The sequence below is a fragment of the Akkermansia muciniphila genome (assembly GCF_002884975.1).
Taxonomy (GTDB): Bacteria; Verrucomicrobiota; Verrucomicrobiia; order Verrucomicrobiales; family Akkermansiaceae; genus Akkermansia; species Akkermansia muciniphila_C.
Genome location: NZ_PJKB01000001.1, coordinates 929,675 through 954,562 on the forward strand (window position 1 = coordinate 929,675; position 24,888 = coordinate 954,562).

General features: G+C 60.1%; 16 protein-coding genes. 5 read left to right on the plus strand and 11 right to left on the minus strand.

Annotation, left to right across the window (positions count from 1 at the left end; genetic code table 11):
• Positions 1–195 precede the first annotated feature (195 nt).
• The 3 genes from CXU21_RS03780 to CXU21_RS03790 all read right to left on the minus strand — a co-directional run bounded on the left by CXU21_RS03780 (position 196) and on the right by CXU21_RS03790 (position 6,137).
• Positions 196–2,436 carry an inorganic phosphate transporter gene (locus tag CXU21_RS03780; RefSeq protein ID WP_102725107.1) on the minus strand — a complete coding sequence of 747 codons (2,241 nt, stop codon included), beginning with the start codon at positions 2,434–2,436 and terminating at the stop codon, positions 196–198.
• Positions 2,437–2,550: 114 nt separating this feature from the next.
• The gene (gene hrpB / locus CXU21_RS03785; RefSeq protein WP_180972619.1) at positions 2,551–5,136 is read right to left on the minus strand and encodes an ATP-dependent helicase HrpB; all 2,586 of its coding nucleotides are present in this window, start codon (positions 5,134–5,136) and stop codon (positions 2,551–2,553) included.
• Between the two features lie 38 nt (positions 5,137–5,174).
• The gene (locus CXU21_RS03790; protein WP_102714162.1) at positions 5,175–6,137 is read right to left on the minus strand and encodes a phosphatidate cytidylyltransferase; all 963 of its coding nucleotides are present in this window, start codon (positions 6,135–6,137) and stop codon (positions 5,175–5,177) included.
• Positions 6,138–6,690: 553 nt separating this feature from the next.
• Here CXU21_RS03790 and CXU21_RS03795 point away from each other — a divergent pair.
• Together CXU21_RS03795 and rpiB are read left to right on the plus strand one after the other, a co-directional pair.
• Entirely contained in the window at positions 6,691–8,904 is a 2,214-nt protein-coding gene (locus CXU21_RS03795; protein WP_257997351.1) for a carboxy terminal-processing peptidase, read from the plus strand.
• 175 nt (positions 8,905–9,079) lie between these two features.
• Positions 9,080–10,768 carry a ribose 5-phosphate isomerase B gene (rpiB, locus tag CXU21_RS03800; RefSeq protein WP_275539843.1) on the plus strand — a complete coding sequence of 563 codons (1,689 nt, stop codon included), beginning with the start codon at positions 9,080–9,082 and terminating at the stop codon, positions 10,766–10,768.
• A 126-nt stretch (positions 10,769–10,894) separates the two neighbouring features.
• Here rpiB and CXU21_RS12100 read toward each other — a convergent pair whose 3' ends face one another.
• The 7 genes from CXU21_RS12100 to dnaG form a co-directional block, all read right to left on the minus strand.
• Positions 10,895–11,578, minus strand: a complete 684-nt coding sequence (locus tag CXU21_RS12100; protein WP_180972620.1) for a hypothetical protein — start codon at positions 11,576–11,578, stop codon at positions 10,895–10,897.
• Positions 11,579–11,958: 380 nt separating this feature from the next.
• Positions 11,959–12,372, minus strand: a complete 414-nt coding sequence (locus tag CXU21_RS03815) for a hypothetical protein (RefSeq protein WP_102725112.1) — start codon at positions 12,370–12,372, stop codon at positions 11,959–11,961.
• Between the two features lie 214 nt (positions 12,373–12,586).
• On the minus strand, positions 12,587–12,994 hold the full coding sequence (locus CXU21_RS03825; RefSeq protein ID WP_102725114.1) for a hypothetical protein: 408 nt from the start codon (positions 12,992–12,994) through the stop codon (positions 12,587–12,589).
• A gap of 179 nt (positions 12,995–13,173) precedes the next feature.
• Positions 13,174–14,226, minus strand: a complete 1,053-nt coding sequence (locus CXU21_RS03830; protein WP_102725115.1) for a TQO small subunit DoxD — start codon at positions 14,224–14,226, stop codon at positions 13,174–13,176.
• A 93-nt stretch (positions 14,227–14,319) separates the two neighbouring features.
• A complete protein-coding gene (locus CXU21_RS03835; RefSeq protein ID WP_180972621.1) occupies positions 14,320–15,051 on the minus strand; it encodes a M15 family metallopeptidase in 732 nt (243 codons plus the stop codon).
• Positions 15,052–15,089: 38 nt separating this feature from the next.
• Positions 15,090–17,171 (minus strand): RNA polymerase sigma factor RpoD, encoded by a 2,082-nt coding sequence (gene rpoD / locus CXU21_RS12615; protein WP_102725117.1) that lies wholly within the window; start codon positions 17,169–17,171, stop codon positions 15,090–15,092.
• A 58-nt stretch (positions 17,172–17,229) separates the two neighbouring features.
• On the minus strand, positions 17,230–19,035 hold the full coding sequence (gene dnaG / locus CXU21_RS03845) for a DNA primase (RefSeq protein ID WP_102725118.1): 1,806 nt from the start codon (positions 19,033–19,035) through the stop codon (positions 17,230–17,232).
• A gap of 142 nt (positions 19,036–19,177) precedes the next feature.
• Here dnaG and CXU21_RS03850 point away from each other — a divergent pair, with 142 nt between their 5' ends.
• Both CXU21_RS03850 and rimO read left to right on the plus strand, forming a co-directional pair.
• Positions 19,178–20,614, plus strand: coding sequence for an NfeD family protein (locus CXU21_RS03850; protein ID WP_102714186.1), 1,437 nt, complete (start codon positions 19,178–19,180; stop codon positions 20,612–20,614).
• 26 nt (positions 20,615–20,640) lie between these two features.
• Positions 20,641–21,999 carry a 30S ribosomal protein S12 methylthiotransferase RimO gene (gene rimO / locus CXU21_RS03855; RefSeq protein WP_102725119.1) on the plus strand — a complete coding sequence of 453 codons (1,359 nt, stop codon included), beginning with the start codon at positions 20,641–20,643 and terminating at the stop codon, positions 21,997–21,999.
• Positions 22,000–22,109: 110 nt separating this feature from the next.
• Here rimO and CXU21_RS03860 read toward each other — a convergent pair whose 3' ends face one another.
• Complete coding sequence (locus CXU21_RS03860; protein WP_146016942.1) at positions 22,110–22,727, minus strand: hypothetical protein; 618 nt, start codon at positions 22,725–22,727, stop codon at positions 22,110–22,112.
• A 279-nt stretch (positions 22,728–23,006) separates the two neighbouring features.
• Between CXU21_RS03860 and CXU21_RS03865 the strand changes: the two genes are divergently transcribed.
• On the plus strand, positions 23,007–24,878 hold the full coding sequence (locus tag CXU21_RS03865) for a 4-alpha-glucanotransferase (protein ID WP_180972622.1): 1,872 nt from the start codon (positions 23,007–23,009) through the stop codon (positions 24,876–24,878).
• Positions 24,879–24,888: the final 10 nt, after the last annotated feature.

Genomic DNA, 24,888 nt, shown 5'->3' on the forward strand with positions numbered 1-24,888 from the left:
CATGAAAAAGCGGCTGCGGAATCTCTTCCGCAGCCGCTCCAACTAACTACCTATGAAATCAGGGTTATTCCTGGCGGCCCGGAAGGCTCTCGTTCCTCCCTTGCCGAATATCCCTGTCCCTTAAACATACCTGCATCCGGCGCACGCTCAAGGTTTTTCTTTTCTTTTCACGCAAAATTCCGGATACCCGCCGCCCTACGCGGCAACAAAGTTCCGTTCATCGTTCGTCAGGGCCCGCACCTGCACGGCCATAAACCGCATCTCATTAAGCATGTTCAGATAAAGCAGGGAGGAACGGGTGCGCGTCTGGTTGCGCTGGGCGCGCTTGATCTGCCGCTTGGTGGCCTTAGCTACCAGCTGAAGAAGCTGCTCCTGCGCCACCATCGTATAATCAAACTGGATATACGTTCCCGTCTGAAGCATCTTGCAGTACTCATCCAGCAGCTTCATCAGGGCCGTATGCACTTCCTTCAGGTCATCCACCTGGTCAATCGTGAACGGCGTATGGTTGTTGTCCACATAAGTGAAGATGGACCCGGAAAACTGCGCCAGGCTCTGCGTGGCTTCGTTCAAATGCTCCAGGGCCTGCACGAAGTGGTAGCCCATGTCCAGGGAACGGGACTGCATCTTGTACAGGATGGGGAGAATGTCGTACTTGTGGTGCTCGCTGCTGGAAAGGGCCAGCCGTTCCGCGGCGTCCGCCAATTCCTTCAGGGCCTTCCGGTCACCCTGGAAGAAGTTTTCCATGGTATCATTGTAAATCTCCCGCAGCTTCAGCGTGCTGTCCACCACCTGGTGACTGCACACGTCCAGAATATTTTCTTCCGTAATCTGGTCAAAACGCTCCACGGAAAGCTTATTCTCCCGCTTGCGGTGCATGATGGTGGATTTCACCAGGATGACGACTACCAGGGCCAGAAGCCCGAAGATGGCGTACACCTGCCCGTAGTGCAGGACGGTGGCCATGACGGCGGCCAGCGTAAAGGCGGCCAGGCCGGTCATGAACCAGCCGGAAATTACCGTCAGCACGCCGGTCACGCGGTAAACCGCGCTTTCCCGGCCCCACGCCTTGTCCGCCAGGGAGGAACCCATGGCTACCATGAACGTCACATACGTGGTGGAAAGGGGAAGCTGCTTCCCGGTAGCCCAGGCGATCAGCAGGGAGGCCACCGTCAGGTTCACCGTGGCGCGGATCAGGTCAAACGCCACGCGGTCCTTGGGATTAAGAGGCTGGGGGGCCGCATCCCACTGGTGGTTCATGCGCACCAGCATGCGGGCGGGTATGAGCTTCTTCACCCCGCGCCCCAGCGCAATGGCGCTGCGCACGATGGCGCGTGCCGGAGGAACGGAACCGAAGCGTTCTATGCCGCCTTCACCCTGCCGGGAAAGCTCCACTCCGGTGGCGATCACCGTCTTGGCCTTCTTGGAGAACCACAGCGCGAAGATCATCATGCAGCCCGCGGCAAAAAGAATATAATGGTTCACCGGGACGCCCTGGCCGGGCATCAGGCAATCCATGGCGGTGATGGAGGAGGTGGAGCCCCCCGCCGCCACCACGCCGCTGGCGTACTGGAAGGAATCCAGGCCGCCCATGAATACGCCGATGAAGTTCACCAGGTCATTCCCCGCAAACGCCAGGGCCAGGGAGAACGTGCCGGCCAGCACGGTCAGCCGCAGGATATTCGTCATGAACAGGTGCTGAAGCAGGAACATGAGCACGGAAAAACCGCCGAAGGCAACCAGCAGGGACATGCCCAGGTTCTGGTCCACATACTGAATGAATTCAGGTTCCATCAGCGTGGATTCCTTCAAGCCCTTGAACACGGCAAAATAGGCCACTGCCGTCATGGCGATGCCGCACCAGAAACAGCCGAACCACTTGAACCGGGACTGGTATTTGAACGTGAACGCCAGACGGGAAATCCACATGACGATGGTGCCCACCGTGAAGGCGATGGCTACGGAAAGAAGAATGCCGGTGACGATTTCAAACGCCTTGTCCGTGTTGATGAAGTCCCACACGGACTGCGTCATGTGGAACTGGGAAATCTTGAAAATGGCGGTAGCCACCGCAGACCCCAGAATGCCGAATACCAGGGAAACGGTAGTAGACGTGGGGAGGCCGAAGGTATTAAAGGTATCCAGGAGAATCACCTCACTGATCATCACCCCCAGGAAGAGCAGCATCACCTCGTGAAAACTGAACATGTTCGGGTGGAAGATGCCGTTCCGGGCCACTTCCATCATGCCGCCGGAAAAGCAGGCGCCCACCAGCACGCCGATGGAGGCCACGGTCAGGATTACCCGCACCGGGGCAGCCTTGGAACCAATGGCGGAGTTGAGGAAGTTGACGGCGTCATTTGCTACGCCGTTGATCAAGTCAAATGCCGCCAGAAGCAGCAGGGCTACGATGATAATCCAGTAAATTGAGTCCATAACTGTCTCTTGTGAACGGTGGGCGGAGGGCGTCCGCGAGCTGCACCACCGCCTCTTTACACGGAAACGGACGATTTTGCCACTGTTTTGTTACAGAAAAATCCTTTCGGCTTTTTAACGGGAACGCGGGAGGAAATCCAGCTCCCCGGGATCAGGCCAGCGGTGCCGGGGATAACGCCCCGCCAGGTCTTTTTTCATCTGTCCGTAGCCGTTCCGCCAGAAGCTTTCCAGGGAGCCCGTCACCTGCCACGGCCTCTGGCTGGGAGCCAGCACCTGCACCTTCACGGTCATGGCCCCGTTGGCGATGCGCGGGGATTCCGCCACGCCGAACAGGCGCTGCACCGTCAGGCCGATCACCGGCGTGGAATCCTCACCGTACCTGACTTTGGCGTGCTGGCCGTTGGGCAGCGTAATGCTTACCGGGGCATAATCCTCCAGCGCCTTCGCCTGCCAGCCGGAAAGCCAGTCCCGCAGCACCGGAAGAATCTCCCTCTCCTTGATATCCTTGTACCCCACGGCCCCCTCGCAAGCCAGGGAGATGGCCACCAGCTTGTCCTCCTCTGAAAAACTGGGCAGTTCCAGCTCAGGCATCCACACGCTCAAACCATTCAGGCGGCGGATCCACTGCTCCACGGAATCATCCCACTTCACCAGCTTCAGGGTGCCGTCCACCACCTTTTCCGCCAGGATGGGGGCGGCCAGTTCCGGGGGAGCGTCCCCGCGGTCCCGGTCTTCCAGCACAAGGTTCTCATACATCAGCCTCCGGTGCAGGCGTACGCGGCGCAGCACGGCGTCAAACACGGCCTCCTCCCCGCCGGAAAAACGTTCCGGCCAGACGGCGCGCAGTTCCTCCGGGTCAATGAGCGTGCAGCGGCCCACGCGGGTTTCCACCGCCTTTCCGGACAATTCCGCCACCTCCGCAGCTACAAAATGCTCCCCGTGGAAAACCACGCTGCCCTCCGCCAGCCTGCCCCCCACGCCGCCGGTGATGCGGCACGTGTTGGCGGCCACGCCGTTCCGAACGCCCACATGGTCTGCAAAACTTTCCATCATCGCGCGGACCACGGCGGGACGCGCCGCCGTGAAATCCGGTTCCGGCACTTCACGGAACTTCCCCCGGCTGCCGATGGACAAAAGCTGCCTGTACGCCATCCACACCTCCCGCGCTCCGCGGGCGGAAACGCCCCAGCGGGTGCACGCCCCCGCATCAAATCCGGCGGCCGCGGCCTTTTCCACCGCGCGCCACTCCGCCTGGAAATCCGTATAATCCGCGGAATCCCGCAGGTTATCATTCAAACCGCCCTTCATCGCCACTCCTTCACCCTGCATCAGGGCCGCAATGGCGGCCAGCTCCACCACGCACTGTTCATCCTGCCCGGCCACAATCAGGCGCGCCAGCCGCGGCGGCAGGGGAAAAGCCGTCATCCTCCTTCCCACGTCCGTCAGGCTGCCGTCATCCTCCGTGGCGCCCAGGGCGGCCAGCAAATTCACGGCCCGCTGCATCACCAGTTCATCCGGCGTGTCCAGCCAGCGGAACCCTTCCGGCGCGGTTATGCCCCATGCGGCCAGATTCAGCACGGCCCCCGCCAAATCCACCCGGAAACATTCGGGCGGGTCAAAATCCGCCTTCCTCGCCTGCTCCGCCTCACTCCACAGCCGGAAGCAGCGGCCCGGGGCCACACGCCCGGCACGGCCCGTACGCTGGGCGGCGGACGCCTTGGAAATCTTTGTCAAGTGCAGCGTATCCATGCCCCGGTACGGGTCCCAGCCGGACCGGCGCACCAGCCCGGAATCAATCACGGTGCGCACCCCCTCAATCGTCAGGGAGGTTTCCGCCACATTGGTGGAGACAATGACGCGGGGATTCTCCCCCTGCTCCACGGCGCGGTTCTGCTGCTCCGGAGTCAACGCTCCGTAAAGGGGGAAAACGTCCCGGCCCGCCATCCACGGCCTGCCTGCCAGCAGCTCCGCCGTTTTCCGGATTTCATACACCCCCGGCATGAACACCAGCACGTCCCCGCAGTCCCCGGCCTTTACCGCCTCCCGCACGGCATCCGCCGCCTGCTCCCAGACGGGAGGAGGAGCCACCCTGCCCCTGCCGTCGCTGACCAGGCGCGGGGCGCGGTACACGGTTTCCACGGGATACTGCCTGCCGTGCGCTTCCAGCACGCGGCAGGAGTCCCCCATATACTCCCGCAGGCCGGATATTTCCAGCGTGGCGGACATCACCACCACGGCCAGGTCTCGGCGCGGCCCTTCCTGCAAATCCAACACGCGCCCCAGGGACAAATCCCCGGAAAGGCTCCGTTCATGAAATTCATCAAATACCACGGCACTCACCCCTTCCAGGCCGGGCCGCTCCGTCAGCCAGCGCTCCAGCATGCCGTCCGTCACGTAGGCAATGCGGGTGCGGGAGGAGATGTGCCGTTCAAAGCGCACCACATACCCCACTTCCCTCCCCAGCTCCACTCCGCGCAGACGGGCCACATGGCGCGCCAGCAGGCGCGCGGCCATGCGCCGCGGCTGAACCACCACAATGAGGCCGCGCTCCCCAAGCCCGGCGTCATCCATCATGGGAGGAACGCCGGTGGATTTACCGGAGCCCGTGGGCGCTTTCAGCAGAACGCGCGGCGAGGCGGCCTGGAGCGCATCCAGCAATTCTCCGCGGATTTCCTCAATGGGGAGGGAGGGGGGAACCATACCGGCTTTTACAAGGGAATCCATTCCGCCGGGACGGTTCAGCCGATGAAGGCCAGCAGGAGCCAGAAGAACGGAACGGTGAAGGAAGGGCTGTCAATCAGATCAAACATGCCGCCTATCCCCGGAAGCAGGGAGCCGGAGTCCTTGATAGCCAGGCTGCGCTTGACCAGGGAACCCGCCAGGTCCCCGTAAACGGACAGCAGGAAAATGAAGGAGGTGCAGCCCGCCAGCACCAGCACCTGGGCCGTGGACAGGGTGGAGACCCTGAACATCGGGAAAACCAGCCCGATGGCTGCCGCATTCGTCAGCACCCAGGAACCCAGGATGCCCTCCCAAGTCTTCTTGGGGCTGATGTGGGGAATAAGCCTGCGGGAAAAAAAGCGCCCCCCCAGCAGAAACCCGCTGACATAGGCAAAAATGTCCGCCAGCTTCGTCACCAGGATGACCCACAGCACGCACATGACGATGGCCGGATAAACATACCCCACCCTCATGTAAGCCAGATGCAGGGCCAGGATGGTAAAAGCGAACAGCCAGCCGGGATAAATGAAAGAAAGCAGCGTAGTGGCCACGGAACGGAGCGCACGGCTGCCCACCACCGGATTCTTCATCTCACGGATGAAGGAGATCACCACCAGGAGAACCGGAGCGCCGAGAGCCAGCATCAGGGGGAAAGGAATAAGGAAAGGCCCCTCCTGCAAGGTGGCGGTCGCCCTGAACTTGGTCATCCAGCACGCCAGTGACAGGAGCACGGGATACGCCGCGCCAAAGAAAAAACTCAAATTCGGCTGGGAGGCCTTTCTGGAACGCAGCAGCATATGCCGCCATTCCCAGGCGGACAAAATGCAGAAAATGCAAACCAGCCCGTAATATCCAAGCTCACTGTCCCACCACAGGGCGCCCGCCAGCAAACCCAGCAGAATCACGGTGCTGAACGAACGCTTCAGCAGAACGCCCATTTTGCTTCCGGAAGGGTTCTTGTCCTGATTTGGTGTTCTCATCTCACGCGAAGTGTACAGAAAACCTCCATGACCTCAACACTGAAATGCTTCTTTCCACCCCATCCACGGCAGGAAACGCCCGCTCCCCTTCCTGTCAGCCGCGCCGCAAACATGGGGAAAACACCTTCCTCTCCCCTCCTCCGGCACCGCCATGGCGGGAGGGATCAGGAAACCGCTGTTAAAAACTCCCCGGCACGCGGAAAAACGCCGCCCCGCCTCCCGGACAGCCTTAATATGACAAATGCCGGACTTCCTCACAGAAATTCAAACTTTATGGTGTACAGGTTCTCCAATGAATTTACCCCTTTTTCCCTCTCTTTCCCTGCGTTCCCCCAGAAGGTTCGCGGCGCGGCCCGGCCCGTTATTCCCGGACGGATGGAACCTCTTCCCCTGTCCGGCCTCCCCTTTCCCCCATCCGGAAACCCGGCGTATCAAATAGCGTCATGTAGACGTTTTATAAGATAGACAAACACCTCCAAATCAGTAAAAATTACATCCCAGCAATAGCTTTTCTTCCTGAGGGGGGAAAACTGCACCATTTTCCGTTATGAACATGCACTCATTCCGTTGGATTCGACTCACAGCATTCTCGGCCCTGGCCGCGGCAGCCATCACCTCCTGTGCCTCTGCGGCCACGGACTTCAACCAGGTGGGCAAGCAAATGTCCCTCCTGCTCCAGAACTTCCACTTCTCCCGCAAGGAATTCAGCGATGAACTGTCCGGCAAATTCCTGGAAACCTACCTCCGCAAGGTGGACCCCAACAAGATTTTCTTCACCCAGCAGGACGTGGACGCCCTCAAGAAGAAATACGGCAAGGAACTGGACGACTACCTGATGTCCGGCCAGATGATGGATGCGGCCCAGGCCATGCACGCCCTGTACCGCCAGCGCGCCATGCAGCGCATCGCCTATGCGCGGGACCTGCTGAAAAAGGGCGGCTTTACCTTTGACAAGGACAGGAGTATTGAACGCTCCCGCCGCAAGACCGCCGCCTGGCCCAAGGATGAGGCGGAAATGCAGCAGGTCTGGAAAGACATGGTGGAGGAACAGCTCCTGTCTGAAATCCTGCGCCGTGAAACCGTGGCGCGCCTGGCCAAGGAACAGAACAAGCCGGACCCGCTGGCTAATGAAAAGCCCGCGGAGGAAAAACTGCTCATGCGTTATGAACGCATCCAGCGCAACATTCAGGAAACGGATCTGGAAGACGTGGCGGAAACCCTGCTCAGCGCGGTGGCCATGACCTATGACCCCCATACGGACTACATGGGCGCCCGCCAGGTGGACCGCTTTAAGATTTCCATGGGCACGGAGCTCACCGGCATTGGCGCCCTGCTGGGCAGCGAGGACGACGGCTCAACCAAAATCACCGGCATCGTCGTAGGCGGCCCGGCGGACAAATCCGGGGAAATCAAGCTGAATGACCGCATCGTGGCCATTGACTCCAACAACTCCGGGGAAATGGTGGACATCCTGTTCCTGAAGCTGGACAAGGTGGTGGACATGATCCGCGGGGCTGAAAATACGCAGATGCGCATGAAGGTGGAACCTGCGGACGCCCCCGGACAGGCCAAGATCATCACGATGACCCGGTCCAAGGTGCCATTGAAGGATGAACTGGCCAAGGGAGAAATCATTGAACTCTCCGGAGCTCCGGAAGGGCAGAACCGCATCGGCGTGCTGAGCCTCCCCTCCTTCTATGCGGACATGGAAGGCGGCGACCGCCGCTGCGCCAAGGACGTCAAGAGAATCCTGGAACGGATGAACAAGGAAAACGTGGACGGCCTGGTCATTGACCTGCGCAGCAACGGCGGCGGCTCCCTGGAGGAAGTGCGCCTGATGACGGGCTTCTTTACCGGAAACGGCCCCGTGGTGCAGATCAAGGACACCCGCGGCAACGTGGACATCAAATCCGCCCACAACCGCCAGAAACTCTTTAACGGCCCCATCGTGGTGCTCATCAACAAGCTCAGCGCCTCCGCCTCTGAAATTCTGGCTGCGGCCCTCCAGGACTATGGCCGCGCCGTCATCGTGGGGGATGAATCCACCTTCGGGAAAGGGTCCGTGCAGCAGCCGGTGGACATCGGCCAGTACCTGCCCTTCTTTGCGGCCAGGGACCGCGCCGGACTCCTGAAAGTCACCACGCAGAAATTCTACCGCGTGGCGGGCGGCTCCACCCAGCTCAAGGGCGTGGAAAGCGACATCCAGCTTCCCACCGCTACGGCGGCGTTTGAGTTGGGGGAAGACATTCTGGACTATGCCATGCCCTATGACCAGATCACGCCCTGCGCCAACTACAGGAAAAACCCGGCCATCGCGGCCATGCTGCCCGCGCTGAAGGAAGCCAGCGCAAAGCGCGTGGAAAAAGACCGCGACCTCCAGCTTGCCAAGGAAGACATCTCCATGATGAAACAGCGCATCAAGGATAACAAGCTCTCCCTGAACAAGAAGGCCAGGGAACAGGAAAACGCCACCCTGGAAGCGCGCCGCAAATCCATCAACAAGGAACGCAAGGCCCGCTTTGCGGAAATGGCCAAGGAAGACGCCACCAAGTACAAGATTTACCGCCTGACGCTGGACGACGTCAACGCCAAGGAACTCCCCCTGGCGGATCCGGAAAAGGACAATGAACAGTTCATGCACCTGGCGGAAGACCCCACGGCGGAACTGGATGATTCCCCGGAATATCCGTCCGGCCTGGACCCCGAACTCCGGGAAGGCATCAACATCGTCCAGGACATGCTGAAGCTGGAATCCGCCGGAAAATAACGGCCATTCCCCACTCCTCTCCAAGCGCCCAGGTTCTCTCCAGAAACCGGGGCGCCTTTTTTTCCGGGAAAAATACCGGGCCCGGCACATCCTGAAACGGTCCGGAGTGAATCCCGGGCTTGCCAGCCGGGGCGAAATAAGGCAGTATCCTTGCCCGTCAGCAATGAGCACCACCATGAATACGACATATAAAATTGCCATCGGCGCAGACCACGCCGGAGTCGACCTCAAGGAAACCGTAATAGAACTCCTCAAGGCATGGGGCCATGAAGTGACCGACATGGGTACCATGACCAAGAATTCCTGCGACTATTCCGACTACGCCAATGCAGTCGCAAGCAGCATTGCTGACGGTACCAACGACCGCGGCATCCTCATCTGCCGGTCCGGCATCGGCATGAGCATCGCCGCCAACCGCTGGGTGGGCGTGCGCGCCGCCCTCTGCCGCACGGCCCCCGCGGCGGCCCTCTCCCGCCAGCACAATGATTCCAACCTGCTGTGCCTGGCCTCCGCTTATGTGGATAATGAAAGCGTGGAAGACGTTCTGGACGCGTGGCTGCACGCAGACTTTGAAGGCGGCCGCCATGAGCGCCGCGTCGTCAAATCCTCCGGCAGCCCCCTGCAGTGGACGGACCCGGAACTGGCCGCGTTCATCCAGGAGGAAGGCCGCCGTGAAAGCAACAACATTGAGCTGATCGCCTCTGAAAACTTCGCCTCCCCCTCCGTCCGGGAAGCCCAGGGCTCCCTGCTGACCAACAAATATGCGGAAGGCTACCCCGGCAAGCGCTGGTACGGCGGCTGTGAAGTGGTGGACAAGGTGGAACAGCTGGCCATTGACCGCGTGCTGAAAATCTTCGGCGGGGACCATGCCAACGTGCAGCCCCACTCCGGCTCCCAGGCCAACATGGCCGTTTACTTCTCCGTGCTCAAGCCCGGCGACACCATCCTGACGATGGACCTTTCCCACGGCGGCCACCTCACCCACGGCCACCGCGCCAACTTCTCCGGCAAGCTGTACAACGTGGTTCACTACGGCGTCTCCCAGGAAACGGAAGCCATTGACTACGATGCCCTGGAAAAACTGGCCCTGGAAGTGAAGCCCCAGATGATTACGGCAGGCGCCAGCGCCTACTCCCGCACGATCGACTTTGAACGCATGGGCCAGATCGCCAAGGCCTGCGGCGCGTACCTCTTTGTGGACATGGCCCACATCGCCGGCCTGGTGGCCGGAGGCCAGCACCCGAACCCGGTCCCCTACGCGGACTTCGTCTCCTCCACCACGCACAAATCCCTGCGCGGCCCGCGCGGCGGCTTCGTGATCTGCAAGGAGGAATACGCCAAGAAGCTGGACGCGGCCGTGTTCCCCGGCATGCAGGGCGGCCCGCTCATGCACGTGGTTGCCGCCAAGGCGGCCTGCTTCGGCGAAGCGCTCAAGCCCGAATTCAAGGACTACGCCGCCCAGGTAGTGAAAAACGCCAAGGCCATGGCGGACAAGATGACGGAACTCGGCTTCCGCGTCGTCTCCAACGGCACGGACAACCACGTATTCATGGTGGACCTGCGCAACAAGGGCATCAACGGCGCGGACGCCCAGGAAGCCCTGGACCGCGTGGGCATCACCGTGAACAAGAACGCCATCCCGTTCGACACGGGCTCCCCCATGAAACCCTCCGGCATCCGCATCGGCACGCCCGCCGTGACCACCCGCGGGATGAAGGAAAAGGACGTGGAACAAGTGGCTGAATTCATCGCCCGCGCCCTGGCCCTGTACGTGGGCGACCAGGTATGCCCGAATCCGGACGGCTTTGCCCAGCTTAAGGAGGAAGTCTCCGCCTTCAACCGCAACTTCCGCCTGCCTCATTAAGAGAATTGCCTTTCACGTTCAAGCCGTCCCATTGCCAGCAATGGGACGGCTTGCGTTTTTCATGGGAATAATGAGAACGGGAGGGGACTCATTAAAGGGCCTTCCGGTCCGGCACCCAGCGCTCTGCTAACGGGGATCTGCCGGAATGTTTCCTCCTCCCCCTGTAGCTGCCATATAACAGGCGGCTACATCAGCAATGCCGTGGCCGTTGGAAAGAGGCGCATTCTGCCTGGGGATGCGGTACCGGCCGCCCACCAATCCTCCGCCATGCGTACTGACCGGATCGGAGTAAGTGGTTATATGGTCCAGCACGCCGGCGGCTGCCCTCAAATGGACTGCACCCAGCGCCTGCAAGGAATTACCGGACAATCCCGCAGCATTCACCGCGACGCCTCTAACCGAGGGAAAAAACTCTTCATTGACCTCAACGCCGCTAACCGAGGGAAAAGACTCTGCATTGGCCGCCACTCCGAATTGGGCCATGCCGCCGCCCAGGGAATGCCCGGTGGCCTGCAAGGACACTATTCCCGGCACATGATTCAACAAATGGCGAATCAGTCCCGCCGCCCTAATGTAGCAAATGTCACAGGAATACAACTGGAAAATATCCGTCAATACATTGGGAACAAAGACACGCAAATGCCCCATATCCGTTCCGCGAAACGCCACATATACGTTGCAATCACCGTTCTCGGCGACCTCCTGCTTGATGTAGGCATTAAACCCATGGCGCACATGGACATGTCCGCTGTCGGGATCGTAGCCGGGAGCACCTCTAAAGGGAGAGAAGGCATGATCCAGGGAGGCCAATGGAACGCCTGGCAGAAGGGCTGCGTCAGGGTGCGGCTCCATTCCCATCAGGTCCTCTTCGCTCTCCGGATCAAGGTAGGCATACCGGGAAAAAGTGATCCAGGTGGGAATGAGGGCAGGATAATGCGTATTGTCCCTGTAATGAAGGCGGCAACTTATCCTGGCCGTCATAATGCCGGCCAATATCTGGACCAGAGCGGAATGCCGGGTCAGAGGCAACCCCGAAAGTCTTTCCAGGATATAATTATAATGAGGAAGCGCCGCATGGCCTTCCTGAACGAGAAAGGCATCCAGCCTGCGTCTCCCATCCCGGTGGGAAAAATACCTGGTCGCAATAAAATCAAGCAGGTGCCTGAGATGAAGTAATGGAGTCATGGCAGTTATCGAATTGAATTTTGAACATAATTCAGCACATCACGTTCTTCATCCGTGAACGTGCCGCCCAGTTGCTCTTTTCTGGACAAAATCTCCCGGGAGAACAGGAGAACATCCTGATACAGGGACGCGATCTGGTTCTGTTCCAGTTGGTCCAGGGCTTCAAACCCCTTCAGCTTGCCCAGTTGGGTTTCCACCCACTCCCGGATTTTCCGCTCATCGGGTTCAGACGCGGAGTCCGCAAACTTTTCCCACTCCTCCAGCCAGGTATTCGGGATTTCCACTTCAGCCAGAGCCTGGAGCACTTGCTGCTCCAGATCATCCAGCTTGCCTTCCAACCGTTCCATTTTTTCCAGGAACTGCTTTTCATCCGATTCCGGAAAATGGAAGGATGAATCTTTATTTTTCTCGTCAGACATGATGTTTTAACACGGGTTGCAGTTTGCCGCCGCATCCCGGAAGGGACGCGTCCAACGGCAAACGCAGCATGGATACCCTGGCCTCCTGCGTCCGGAAAGAAAACAGGGGCTTTCCCAATACGGGGAACCATCATCCGCAACAGCCATGCGCGCCTTTCAGCGGCATGGAGCAATCCGGCATGAACAAACGCCACTGCAAGCCATAGGGAAATGGCTATTTACCCTCACCGTCCAGGCGGCTTTCCATGGACAGCAGGGTGCATCTGGCGGCAAGCCATGCGTCCTGGGCCTTGAAAACCGCCATTTTATCGCCCGTATTGGAGGCGCAGGCTTTTTCCGCCACCCGGAAGGCCTGTTCCAGAGACTTGGCCAGTTCCTTCTGGATGGCAATGGCATCTTCCGGAGAGGCGGCATTGTCACGGCGGAATTCCAGCAAATTCACATTGGCCCGGATTACGGCATCCCAGTGGGCAAGGCCGGACTTGTACTGTTCCTGCGCCAGTTCAGCCATGCTGGACAAAAGCTGTTCCCTCTCCTTGAGAAGGGATTTCAAGGTTTCTTCCGCCGGAGAAACGGATGAAAGGCAGGCAAGGCAAAGTATGATCAGGGTAGTTTTCATCATTCCCCTTTTACTCCCCACCTTAACCCTGTCAAGATGGAAAGGAACCTATCGCTTTGAAACAAAGAAGCTCTGGAAGAAGAAAAACAACGCGGCGCGGACAACCACAGCCACCGCCGGAGACACCCCCCCCTCCGGGAATTCTTCCCCTTTATTCTGCCTTTCTCCGCCTTACGGGGCGGTCATACGCCGCCAGCCTTCCGGACCGGAGCGGACCATTCCTTGCCGCTCACATCCGTCAGCACTACGGAAACCGGACCTTCCGGAACCACGGGCAACGCGGCGGGAAGCGTCACGCCGGCCTTCGCCCCCAGTGGAACCACCAGGCCGAAAGCTCCCGGCTTGATCCGCGCGACATAACTATTTTCAATAGCGGAAAGGGGGAGGGCGGAAAGCTCGTCCGCCTCCATCTTCCACAGCGTATTTCCCTGCCCGTCCATCAGCCGGACGCGGACGAGAAAAGAGCCGTAGGTATCTACGCCTTCCGTGCGGTATATGTTGAAGCGCAGACCATCCCCAGTGAGTGAAGCCCCGCTCACTTCCAGCAGGGGCTTCACGGATTTGTTATGGAGCGGCCCCCAAACGCCGCCATGAAAGAACTGGTTGGTTCCCAGTGTGACGAACATCATGAACACGGCGCACCAGATGGAGGCCTTCGCCAGCTTCCCGTACCCTAGCGGCAGAGGACCGGAACCCACCCAGGCAAACAGGGAGGAACGGCGCGCGCAGCACGGAAGTTTGGAAAGCCTGCCGTCCAGCGAACAGGAACCGCCCCCCGTCAGGAAGAGGAGAAGCCCGGCGCACATTCCCAGAATGCCTATCTGCCATTCATCCAGGCAGGTGGTTCCCAGCCAGCCGGCCCCCAGCAGAATCCCCAGCGCCAGGGAAAAAACGCCTACGGCCGCCAGACGCGTCAGCAGGCCCAGCATCAGCATCAGCCCTACCAGGCATTCAATGATGGTAAACACCGCCATGGACCACCAGAGCTCGGACGGATGCGTCACCAGATACTCAATGACCGGCTTGATGCCCAGCGCATTGGGAAGAAAATGGTTGAATTTGACGCCGATGTACCCCGGATCATCCGGAACCAGCTTGTTTTCCAGCACCAGGCGGCGCCAGAACGCGGAAAAGTACGTCCACCCCACTACCAGGCGGAGAGGAAGGGCTATCACCGCAGCCCAGCGGTAGGCCTCAGGCTGGAGGGAGGAATCATGGGAGCGTTCTTCTTTCATCCGGTCAAATTTTACGGTATTTCGTTATCCTATTTCCACAGGAAGAAAATCAAAGGATAAAATGCGCACCCGTGACAGCGGATGTGTCAGCGCCTAACGCGCGGCCATGCCGTCCCAAACCGGGAAATAATAATGAAGGGAGGGCGCAGGTTCATTCAGCAGGCGGTAATGCCACCATTCCGGGGAATAGTTGGCAAAGCCCTGCTTCTCAAAGGCCTTTTTCAGAATCATCCGGTTCCGGTGCTGGGCCGGGGTCACCAGCGTGGTGTCCGTGGCGGAACTGGGGTCCAGCAGGTCATGGTGGCCGCCCATGTCCACGGGCTTTCCGGTTTTGGCGTACAGCAGGGAGGCGTCCACGGCCACGCCGCGGGAATGTTCCGAGAAATCGCGCACGTAGTGGTCCCCGAACACCTTGGCCTTGTCAATGTTCGGGTAATACCTGGCCTTCATCTTCTGGTCCCCGGCGTCCGCTCCCCATTTGCAGATATCCAGCACGGCAGTATGGGGACGGTAGGCATCATAAATTTCCAGCACATAACCCTGCCTGTACAGGTCTTCCGAGACTTTTTTCAGGGCATGCGCCGCCTGCGTGCGCAGGATGGCGCGCCTGCCGTGGTAGCCGTCCAGCGGACGCCCCACAAAATTGTCATACCCGGCATACTTCAGATTGGTTTTCACCAGCGGGGCCACCTGGTCCACATACACAAAGCCCGGCTGCATCACGGGCTGGAGAGGCTGGTTGAACGCGGGCTTGAATTCCCCGGTGCCGGAACAGGAAGCCAGTAATATAAAAATGCCGCATGCCGCGGCCACGCAGGTCTTCATGACCACGGAGCGTAGCACGGCATGCGGCGCAAATCCGGTCAGGATTCCGTCATTTCCAGGAATCCCTTGATCTTGCTGATGCGCGTGGGGTGGCGCAGCTTGCGGAGGGCCTTGGCTTCAATCTGGCGGATACGTTCGCGGGTAACGCTGAACTGGCGGCCCACTTCCTCCAGGGTGCGGGGGCTGCCGTCCCTGAGGCCGAAGCGCTGTTCAATGACCTCCCGTTCGCGGTCCGTGAGGGTGTCCAGCACGTCCTTGATCTTTTCCTTCAGGAAGGAGAAGGAGGCTTCCTCCATGGGGTTTTCAGCCGCCTTGTCTTCAATGAAGTCACCAAAGGAGGTATCATCGGAATCCCCCACGGGGGCTTGCAGGGAAATGGGCTGCTGGGCCATCTTCAGCACGGAACGCACGCGCTCCACGGGAAGGTGGATTTCCTCCGCGATTTCCTCCGGTGTGGGTTCGCGGCCGTATTCCTGCACCAGCTGTTTCTGAACACGCATCAGTTTGTTGATGGTTTCAATCATGTGCACGGGAATGCGGATGGTGCGGGCCTGGTCCGCAATGGAGCGGGTAATGGCCTGGCGTATCCACCAGGTGGCGTACGTGGAGAATTTGTAGCCGCGGCGGTATTCAAACTTTTCCACCGCCTTCATCAGGCCCATGTTGCCCTCCTGAATCAGGTCCAGGAAGGAAAGGCCGCGGTTGGTGTACTTCTTGGCAATGGAGATGACCAGGCGCAGGTTGGCTTCCACCATTTCGTCCTTGGCCCTGCGGGCTTCACGGAGCCATTTGCGGAGCTCCTGGTAGGCTTCCGTCATTTCATCCGCCGTCATCCACATGCGCAGTTCCAGTTCCGCAAGGTGTTCCTTCTGCTCCTTGTTTTCCGGGTCCTGGGCCACCTTCTTCTGCATGCGGAGCACGCGGTCCCGGGCCTCGTCAATCATGGAGCAGAAATCCTCAATCACCTTGTGCTTGAAGTACAGGCGGCCGAAGAGCTTCACCAGCACGCCGGCAATCTTGTCAAACTCTGCCTGGCGCGCCTTCACGGACTTGGCGGCTTCCCGGCTGCGGTACAGCTTGCGGAAGGCGCTGGAAGCGTCCTGGTGGGTCTGCTGGATCTGGGCGCAGAGCTGGGCGAGGCCCTTCATGTAGCGTTCCCGGGAGTCGATCTTCTTGTCCAGAATGACGCGGTCAAAGCGTTCCTCGTTGTCAAGCAGGCGGTAGGCCACGTCCAGATAGGCGTTCGCAATGAAGCCGAAGCGGTGCACGCAGCGCTGGACGTTCTGTTCCGCATCCTCAATCCTCTTGGAGATGGCCACTTCCTCTTCACGGGTGAGCAGGGAAACCTGGCCCATCTGCTTCAGGTACATGCGGACGGGATCGTCCAGAATGTCCATCTTGGCTTCCAGCTTTTCCTCTTCGTCCTCTTCCTCCGTGTTGATGCGGGTGCGGTCCGTGTAGCTGTCCACGTCGGACGCGTCAATGATGTCAAACGCCATGCTGCGCAGGCGGTCCATGATGGCCTCGTAATCCTGCTGGTCAACAATGTCGTTGGGAAGGGAGTCATTGATGTCGTCAAAGGTCAGGTAGCCCTGCTCCTTGGCAAGCTTGATCAGTTCACGGATTTTCTCTTGGATTTCCGGAGCGTCAATCGGATTCGTGATCTTGCGGCTGGCAGCCCTCTTGCGTTCCTCTTCCAGGATTTCGCTCAATTTCTTGGGGGCTTCCGCCTTGGCGGATTTCTTCTCCGCGGGTTTCTTTTCCGCAGGCGTGGCCGGGGCTTTCTTGGCGGCAGGGGCAGCCGTTTTCCTGGCCTGAGCGGCGGCGGGGGCCTTTTTGGCGGGTTCCACGGCCTTCTTGGCCGCAGGGGCTGGAGCTGCCTTTTTCACCGGAGCCTTCTTTTCCGCAGCGGGTTTGGCGGCTGCGGGCTTTTTGGGCGCCGGAGCGGCGGCCTTGGCGGGGGCTTTTTTGGCAGGTGCTGCCTTGGAAGTAGTTTTCGAAGTGGTTTTGGAAGTTTTTGCGGCGGGCTTGGCCGCTACTTTTTCCTTGGATGCAGAAGCTTTCTTGCTGGCGGGAGTCTTCTTGGGAGAAGAGGAGGATGGGTCACCGGATTTGGACATATCTTGAAAAGAAGAGGGCACAATTCACCATTATACAATACCCGGAGGTATCGAAGCACTACATTGTACCCAGCAAACGCTTCAAGTCAACACTAAATTTGGATAATTCCAGCTTTCTGGCGGCATCCGTGGAGGGGTCCGCAATCTCCGCTTTCAGGGAGGCGATGTGCCTTTCCAGCGCAGCCTTCGCAATGCCGGAACAGGCCTCCTGAACGCTCCTGTCCACATCCGGAATGGGCACCGGGTCCAGATTCAGCAGGTACAGGGCGTCCCGTTCCGGCTGGGGAAGGGACGCCAGAAAGGCCTGGATGGCCGCGGGGCTGTCCGGAGAAGGCAGCCGGGCCAGGATTTTTTTCAGGATTTCTCCGCCTTGCAGCATCCGCATGGGTTCCAGCAATTCCTCAATGCGGTCCACGATGAGGCTTTGCGCCCGCGCGTTCTGAAGGGACAACTCGCAGAGCACGGCCACCGCCCGGTTCATCTTCACGGGCGGCAGCACCTGCGGAACATCCTCCTCCGGCGCGAAACGGCCCGCGGACTGGGTCTTTTCCCTCTCCCGGCGCCTGCCCGCCGTTCTCACCGCGCCGCGCAGGTCATCCATCGTCATGTGCATGCGCGTGGCAATGTCCGCCGTGGCCAGGTCACGCGCCACGGGATCGCTCATGCAGGCCAGCAGGGATGTCAGCTCACGGACAAAGACGGCGCTGGAGCCGGCGTCATTCAGCAATCCCCGTTCCCGGGCGCGTTCAATGCGGACTTCAAAGAAGGAATGAGCCTGCTCCACCATTTCCGAGAAAGCTTCCTTCCCTTCCCTCTTCATGAAGGAGTCCGGATCATCCCCCGCGGGCAAATTCACCAGGAAAATATCCTTGCCGAAGGGGGCGAGTTCCCGGAACGCCCGGTCCGCCGCCGCAATGCCCGCCTTGTCCGCGTCAAAGCACAGCACAATCCGGGAGGCATAGCGTGAAAGAATCCTGGCGTGCTCCGGCGTGAACGCCGTCCCCAGCGGAGCCACGGCGAAGGAAAGCCCCGCTTCATGGCAGGCGATGACGTCAATCTGCCCTTCGCACAACAGGGCCTTTCCCGTCTTCCCCATGGGGCCGCGCGCCCTGTCCAGCGCAAACACCACGTCCCCCTTTTTGAAAATGGACGTCTCCGGGGAGTTGACGTACTTGCCCACGTTTTCCTGTGGCCGCAGGATGCGGCCGGAGAACGCCACGCACTCCCCGTACACGTTGTTGATGGGGAACATCAGCCTGTCCCGGAAACGGGCGTACAGGTCCCCGCGCTCCCCGCGGTTGGCCAGGCCTGAATCTATCAGAACCTGGTCCGGCAGGCCTTCCGTGCGCGCCCAGGCCAGGAACTCCCGGGAGGAATCCGGCGCCCAGCCCACCTGCCAGCGCTTGGCCATGTCCGCCCCGTAGCCGCGGGAATTCAGGTAGGCCCTGGCCTCCGCCGCCTTTGGCGAACGGAGCAGAAGCTTGTGGAAAAATTCAGCCGCCTTCTTGTGGGCCACCAGCAGGGCGGTGCGCGCCTTGCGCCGCTTTTCCTCCGCGGCGTCATACACCTCTTCCGCAATGGTGATTCCGGCTTTTTCCGCCAGGCGCCGCACGGTATCCGCAAAGCCCAGGTTCTCCATCTTCATCACGAAGGTGATGGCGGAACCCCCTTCCCCGCAGCCGAAGCATTTGAAGTTCTGCCGGGTCTGGTCCACAATGAAGGAAGGCGTTTTCTCATTGTGGAACGGGCAGCACGCCTTCCAGCGTGATCCCGCCCTCTTCAGGGAAAGGTAGGAACCCACCACATCTACAATGTTCGTGGCTTCCAGAACGCGCCGGATGCTGTCTTCATCAATCCTTCCCATAAGGCGCGGCCAGTTTATCACAGCCCCGGCTCATGCACAAGAAGACAGAATCAGGATACCATCCGGGGATACCGCCGGGCACGGGCGGCATGAAACGCATTTCCCCATTGAGCGCGGGCACGGAACGTGTTAGCCTGCCTGCATGAAGCATATTCACCTTCTGTTGCTGGCTCTGCTAGCCCTGTTTGCCGGGTCCCCGTTCCGGGCGGCCGCGGAGGAAACCTTCCGCGACCGGGTAGTGGTCATCCCCGTGGGGGAGGACTCCCTGACCAGCAAGCAGAGCTTCGGCTTCATGAACCGCATCCTGAAGCGGGCGCAGGAGGAACAGGCGCGGGCCGTGGTGTTTGACCTGAACACGCCCGGCGGCCTGGCCTGGGAAACCAGCGAGATGATGATGAAAAGCATCCAGCCGCTGACCATTCCCACCTATGCCTACGTGAACCCCAAGGCCATGTCCGCCGGAGCGCTCATCTCCGCGGCGTGCGACAAGATTTACATGGCGCCCGTCTCCTCCATCGGCGCGGCGGGCATCATCACCTCCTCCGGGGAGGAAATGGACCCCGTCATGCGCAAGAAGGCGGAAAGCGCCTTCTGGGCCTTCACCCGCTCCGTCGTCACGGAAAAGGGCTACCGCCCGGAAGTGGTGAAAGCCATGATGATTCCGTCCGACAAGGAACAGCAGTTCGGCCCCGTCAAACTGGAAAAAGGCGCCCTGCTGACCCTGACGGGCAAGGAGGCCGCCACGCGGCTGGAAGACGGCAAGCCCCTGCTGGCGCAGGGAACGGCCTCCTCCGTCACAGACCTGCTGGCCCAGGAGAAGGTGGACGCCCCCACAGTCACGGCGGAGCCCACCGCCTTTGAACGCATCGGCCTCTGGATTGCGTGGGCCTCCCCCGTCCTGATCCTGCTGGGCATCGGCGGCATTTACATGGAATTCAAGACTCCGGGGTTCGGCATCGGCGGCATCGTGGCTATTGCGGCCTTCGCCCTCTTCTTCTTCGGCAATAACATTGCGGGGAACCTGGCGGGGTATGAAACGGCGGCCCTGCTCATTCTGGGCGTGGTGCTGCTGTGCGTAGAATTCTTCGTCATCCCCGGCACCTTCATTGCGGCCATTGCCGGCGGCATCTGCATCTTCCTGGCCCTGTTCGGCGGCATGATCAGCTCCTGGGAATGGGACCACATCATCCGGGACGGACAGTGGGACGACGTCAACACGCTGGCGATGGTCCTGGGCATCCCCCTCTTGAAACTGGCCCTGGGCCTGACCGGAGGCGCCATCCTGATCGCCGTGCTGATGAAGTACCTGCCGGACTCCATCCTGATGCGCCGCGTTACGAACGCCACGGTCAGCGGCGGCCCCGCCGGAGAGGCCGTCAACATTCCGCGCGTGCAGATAGGCGACCGGGGCAACGCCGTGACGGAGCTGAAGCCCAATGGCAAGGCCATGATCCATGGCGAAATATGCGAGGTTTTCTCTCGACAAGGCATACTCATTAAGGGTACCCCTGTGCGCGTCGTGGACATCCGTCCGTTCGACCTCGTCGTCGTCAGGGACGACTCCCCCTCCGGGGACTGACTTCACCACGCTCTTCACTCACTGCCATGCCTCTCACCGTTGGACTTATTTCCCTGGGCTGCCCCAAGAACCTGATTGACTCTGAAATCATGATCGGCCACATGCAGAAGGCCGGCATGACCATGACCCCGGAACCTGAGCTGGCGGACGTGATGGTGGTCAACACCTGCGCCTTTATTGACCAGGCCAAGCAGGAAGCCATCGACGCCATTCTGGACGTCGTGCGCGCCCGGGAGAACGGAGCTTATCCGGAAAACCAGAAGCTGATTGTAGCGGGCTGCCTGTCCCAGCGCTTCCAGAAGGAACTTCCCGCCCTGCTGCCGGAGGTGGACGCCTTCATCGGCCCGGACCAGGTCACCAAACTCCCGGAAATCATCACGGAGGTGATGGAGCGAACCGCTCCGGATAAAAATTTTATTGAAGGCAAGTGCAAGTACGTGCCGGACTGGGACACGCCGCGCTACCGCCTCACCCCTCCCCATACGGCCTACATCAAGATAGCGGAAGGATGCAACCACGGCTGCGCCTACTGCATTATCCCGATGATCCGGGGACGCCACCGCAGCCGCTCCCAGCAGGACGTGGTGCGTGAAGCGGAAGCTCTCATCCAGTCCGGAGTAAAGGAAATCTGCCTGATTGCCCAGGACATCACCTATTACGGCATGGACAAATGGACGGACGCGCGCCCGAACCGCCGCAGTGCGGTGGACTCCTCCCGCGGGGAATCCCTGGCCACCCTGATCCGCGCCCTGAACGCCATTGAAGGGGAATTCTGGATACGCCTGCTTTACACCCACCCCGCCCACTGGGGCGGCGAACTGACCGCCGCCATTGCGGAAAGCCCCAAGGTGGCCCGCTACGTGGACATCCCCCTCCAGCACATTTCCGACAACATGCTCAGCGCCATGCAGCGCGTGACGGACGGGGACTACATCCGCAGCCTCCTGCGGGACATCCGGAAGGCCGTTCCGGGAATCGCCATCCGCACCACCTTCATCACCGGATTCCCCGGAGAGACGGAGGACGACCACCAGGAGCTAATGGAGTTCATTGAAGAATTCCGCTTTGAACGGGCCGGTATTTTCACCTTCTCACGGGAGGAGGGCACCAAGGCCTACAAGATGCCCGGCCAGGTGCACCACCGGACCAAGGCGCGCCGCTATAATGAAGCCACCCTGCTGCTGACCCGCATTGCCTCGGAAACGGGCCAGGACCAGATCGGCAAAAAAATACGCGTGCTGGTGGATGCGCCCGGCGTAGCCAGAACGGAGTGGGACGCCCCGGACATTGACGGAACCGTTTCCGTCCCGCTCACCCTGCCCGTGGGTGAATTCGCCACGGTCACCGTAACGGACGCCGTGGCGTATGAGCTGACGGCGGAATAGGCTGCCGCCATTGGTCGGACAGGGAGGAAACAGGGTTCAGAGAGACCACCGCAGCGCAAGCCGAAATATATCGTCCCATCCCTGCTCCCCGGCATCTGCGCCAAAGGCGCTTATTGTTTCACGCTTGATTCCGGGAGGGGCGCACTAACCGGAGGGGGTTCCTGCGGCGCGGCTCCCGAAGATGACGGGGAAGCGGAGTCTGGCACAGGAACCAGGGAGGTGTTCATGCGGGACATATCCAGCTCACGGGAAGCCGCAGCGGCTTCCGGGCTGACGGCGCCCATATTGGCGGGCAGCGGAAGCAGGGCCCCGTCCGGCCCTGCCATGTCGGGAGCGGTGACGGGATAAAAGCCCATCATTTCCTGCGGATTGACTACTTCTGACAGGCTCACGTATCCCTGGCTGCCGTCCTCAAATTCAACCTTGGCGAACAAATCTCCGCAAACCAGCACCTTGGCTGTTTTCACGCCCCCCTTGACGGTTCCGCTCGTGGAAAAATTATTCTCCGGATTCTGCTCGAACACCATCAACTTTTCCTTCTTGAACGTGACGGATTCCCCCGGCTTGTAAGACGCCTGGTCCGCCCTGTGTTTGGCCGCCATTTTCTTGGACGTGATGCCCACGGGATCCAGCGCCGAACTCTGCCGCTCCCAGGCATTCATATGCTTGTTGGGACCGCAGGAAGCCAGAAGCGCCAGCAGGGCGGAAGGGAGAAGTGCCAATTTCATTTGCGTATGATTTTAACTGGCACAGATTGCGGATGGAAGCAGAATTTGCGCCTGTTTATGCAGGATGCCATTTCAAAAAGAAAAATCCCGTCTTTCGTGTCCATGCGCCTTCCATTCATGCCGGACAGGCGGGAAAACTATCGCGCGTTTTTCCTGCGCCAACCCCGAATCATGGCGCAAAGGCAACGTATTAGGCTTGCCGCATTCCTCCGGGGGATGCTATTCTGCCACTCACGGTTTCCACGGCTGGCACAGGTCCATCCGGGAAACCGTTCAAGCATGCGTTCTGATATGGATGAAAAGAGATTAGCCGGCGTAGTTCTGCCATTGTTCTCCCTGCGCCGCAACAACGACCACGGCATCGGGGACCTGACGGCCCTGCGCCAGTGGATTGACTGGGCGGCGGACGCCCACGTGGGATTTCTCCAGCTCCTGCCCGTCAATGCCCTGGGGCGGGACGAATGCCCTTCCCCCTATTCCGCCATCAGCTCCATCGCTCTGGAGCCCCTGTACCTTTCCCTGGAACCCTGGACCATTCCCGGCCTGGAAGAACGCGTTTTCAATGAAACCGGGGATACGCTGCCGTGGGAACAGCCCTCCGGCCCCAACCTGGTGGACTACCCCAAGGTCAGGTTCTGGAAAATGTGGATTCTGCGGGATGCATGGAACAATTTTAAGACCAAGCCGGAATATGAAGGCATCATGCCCAAGTTCCGGGAATGGGTGAGGGAACAGGGAAGCTGGCTGGAAGACTTTGCCTGCTTCCAGGTCCTCTGTGACCTGTTCGGCACGGAAATCTGGTGGCACTGGCCGGAACAGGACCCCGCACGGGCCAAGGCCATCGCCGCCGATTACGAGGAGGAAAAGGACTTCACCCGCTGGCTTCAATGGCTCTGTGAAAAGCAGTGGGAATTCATCCGGATTTACGCGGACGAACGTAACGTGAAACTGATGGGGGACATCCCCATCGGCGTTTCCCTGAGCAGCGCGGACGTCTTCTTTGAACGCTACCTGTTTGATACGGACTGGTGCGGCGGCGCCCCGGCGGAAGGCAATTACGCGGAGGACCCGTTCACGGGAAAATGGGGGCAGAACTGGGGCATTCCCCTGTACAAATGGGACGTCATGGCCCAGGACAACTTTGCCTGGTGGAGACGCCGGGTGAAGTACTGCACCAAGATTTTCAGCATGTATAGGATTGACCACATCCTGGGTTTTTACCGCATTTACTCCTTCCCGTGGAAACCCACGGAAAACGAGGTTTTCCTGCCTCTTACCCTTGAGCAGGCGGCCCAGAGGACGGGCGGCAGGCTTCCCGGCTTCAAGCCCCGCGGGGATGACAACGCCGTGGACCGCAACCTGAACCTGACGGACGGAGACCTGTACCTGCGCCTCCTGCTCTCCGCCGCCCCCGGGGTCAGCGTGGTGGGGGAAGACCTGGGCTGCGTGCCGGATTACGTGCGCCCGAACATGCGCCAGCTTAACATTCCCGGCTTCAAGATACCCCACTGGGAAATCAGGACGGACGGCACCATCACCCCCGGAAAGGAATACCATGAATGCTCCTTTGCGGCGTTCGGCACGCATGACTTTGAAACCATCATGCAGACCTGGAATGACAGCTACGCCAAGATTGAGCGTGCGCAGAAACTGGGCCTGTGGGAGGGCACCTCTCCCAAAACGCCGTCCGGCCCGGAGCAGGAAAGCATTGTGCACCAGGCGGAAGACGGAGCTCGCCTGCTGAAATGGTTTGCTGACTTTGCCGGCATGCAACCGGAAACATGGCTCTCCTGCTGGAACCTGGAAATCAAGACGGCCATGTACAATGCCCTGTTCCGTTCCAACTCCCGTTACGCGGCCATCCTCTGGCCCGCCCTCTTTGACGTCAACAAGCGCCTGAACATTCCCGGCACCACGGGAGGCGCCAACTGGCGTGAACGCATGCCCTTCAAGGCCGTGGAAGCTTATGACATGCCCCAGACCGCATGGCTGCGCGCCGTCATCGGCGGTTCCGACCGTACGCCGCTGCAGGGCGAAGACGCCATCAGGGCGCTCAAGGAATCCAGCAGGCGCCTCTTCCCGAAGGTCACCGTCAACAATGAACGCTTCCTGAAACGGATGCTGATGTGGCCCAACGGAAAATCCCTGTAAGTTCCGGCCA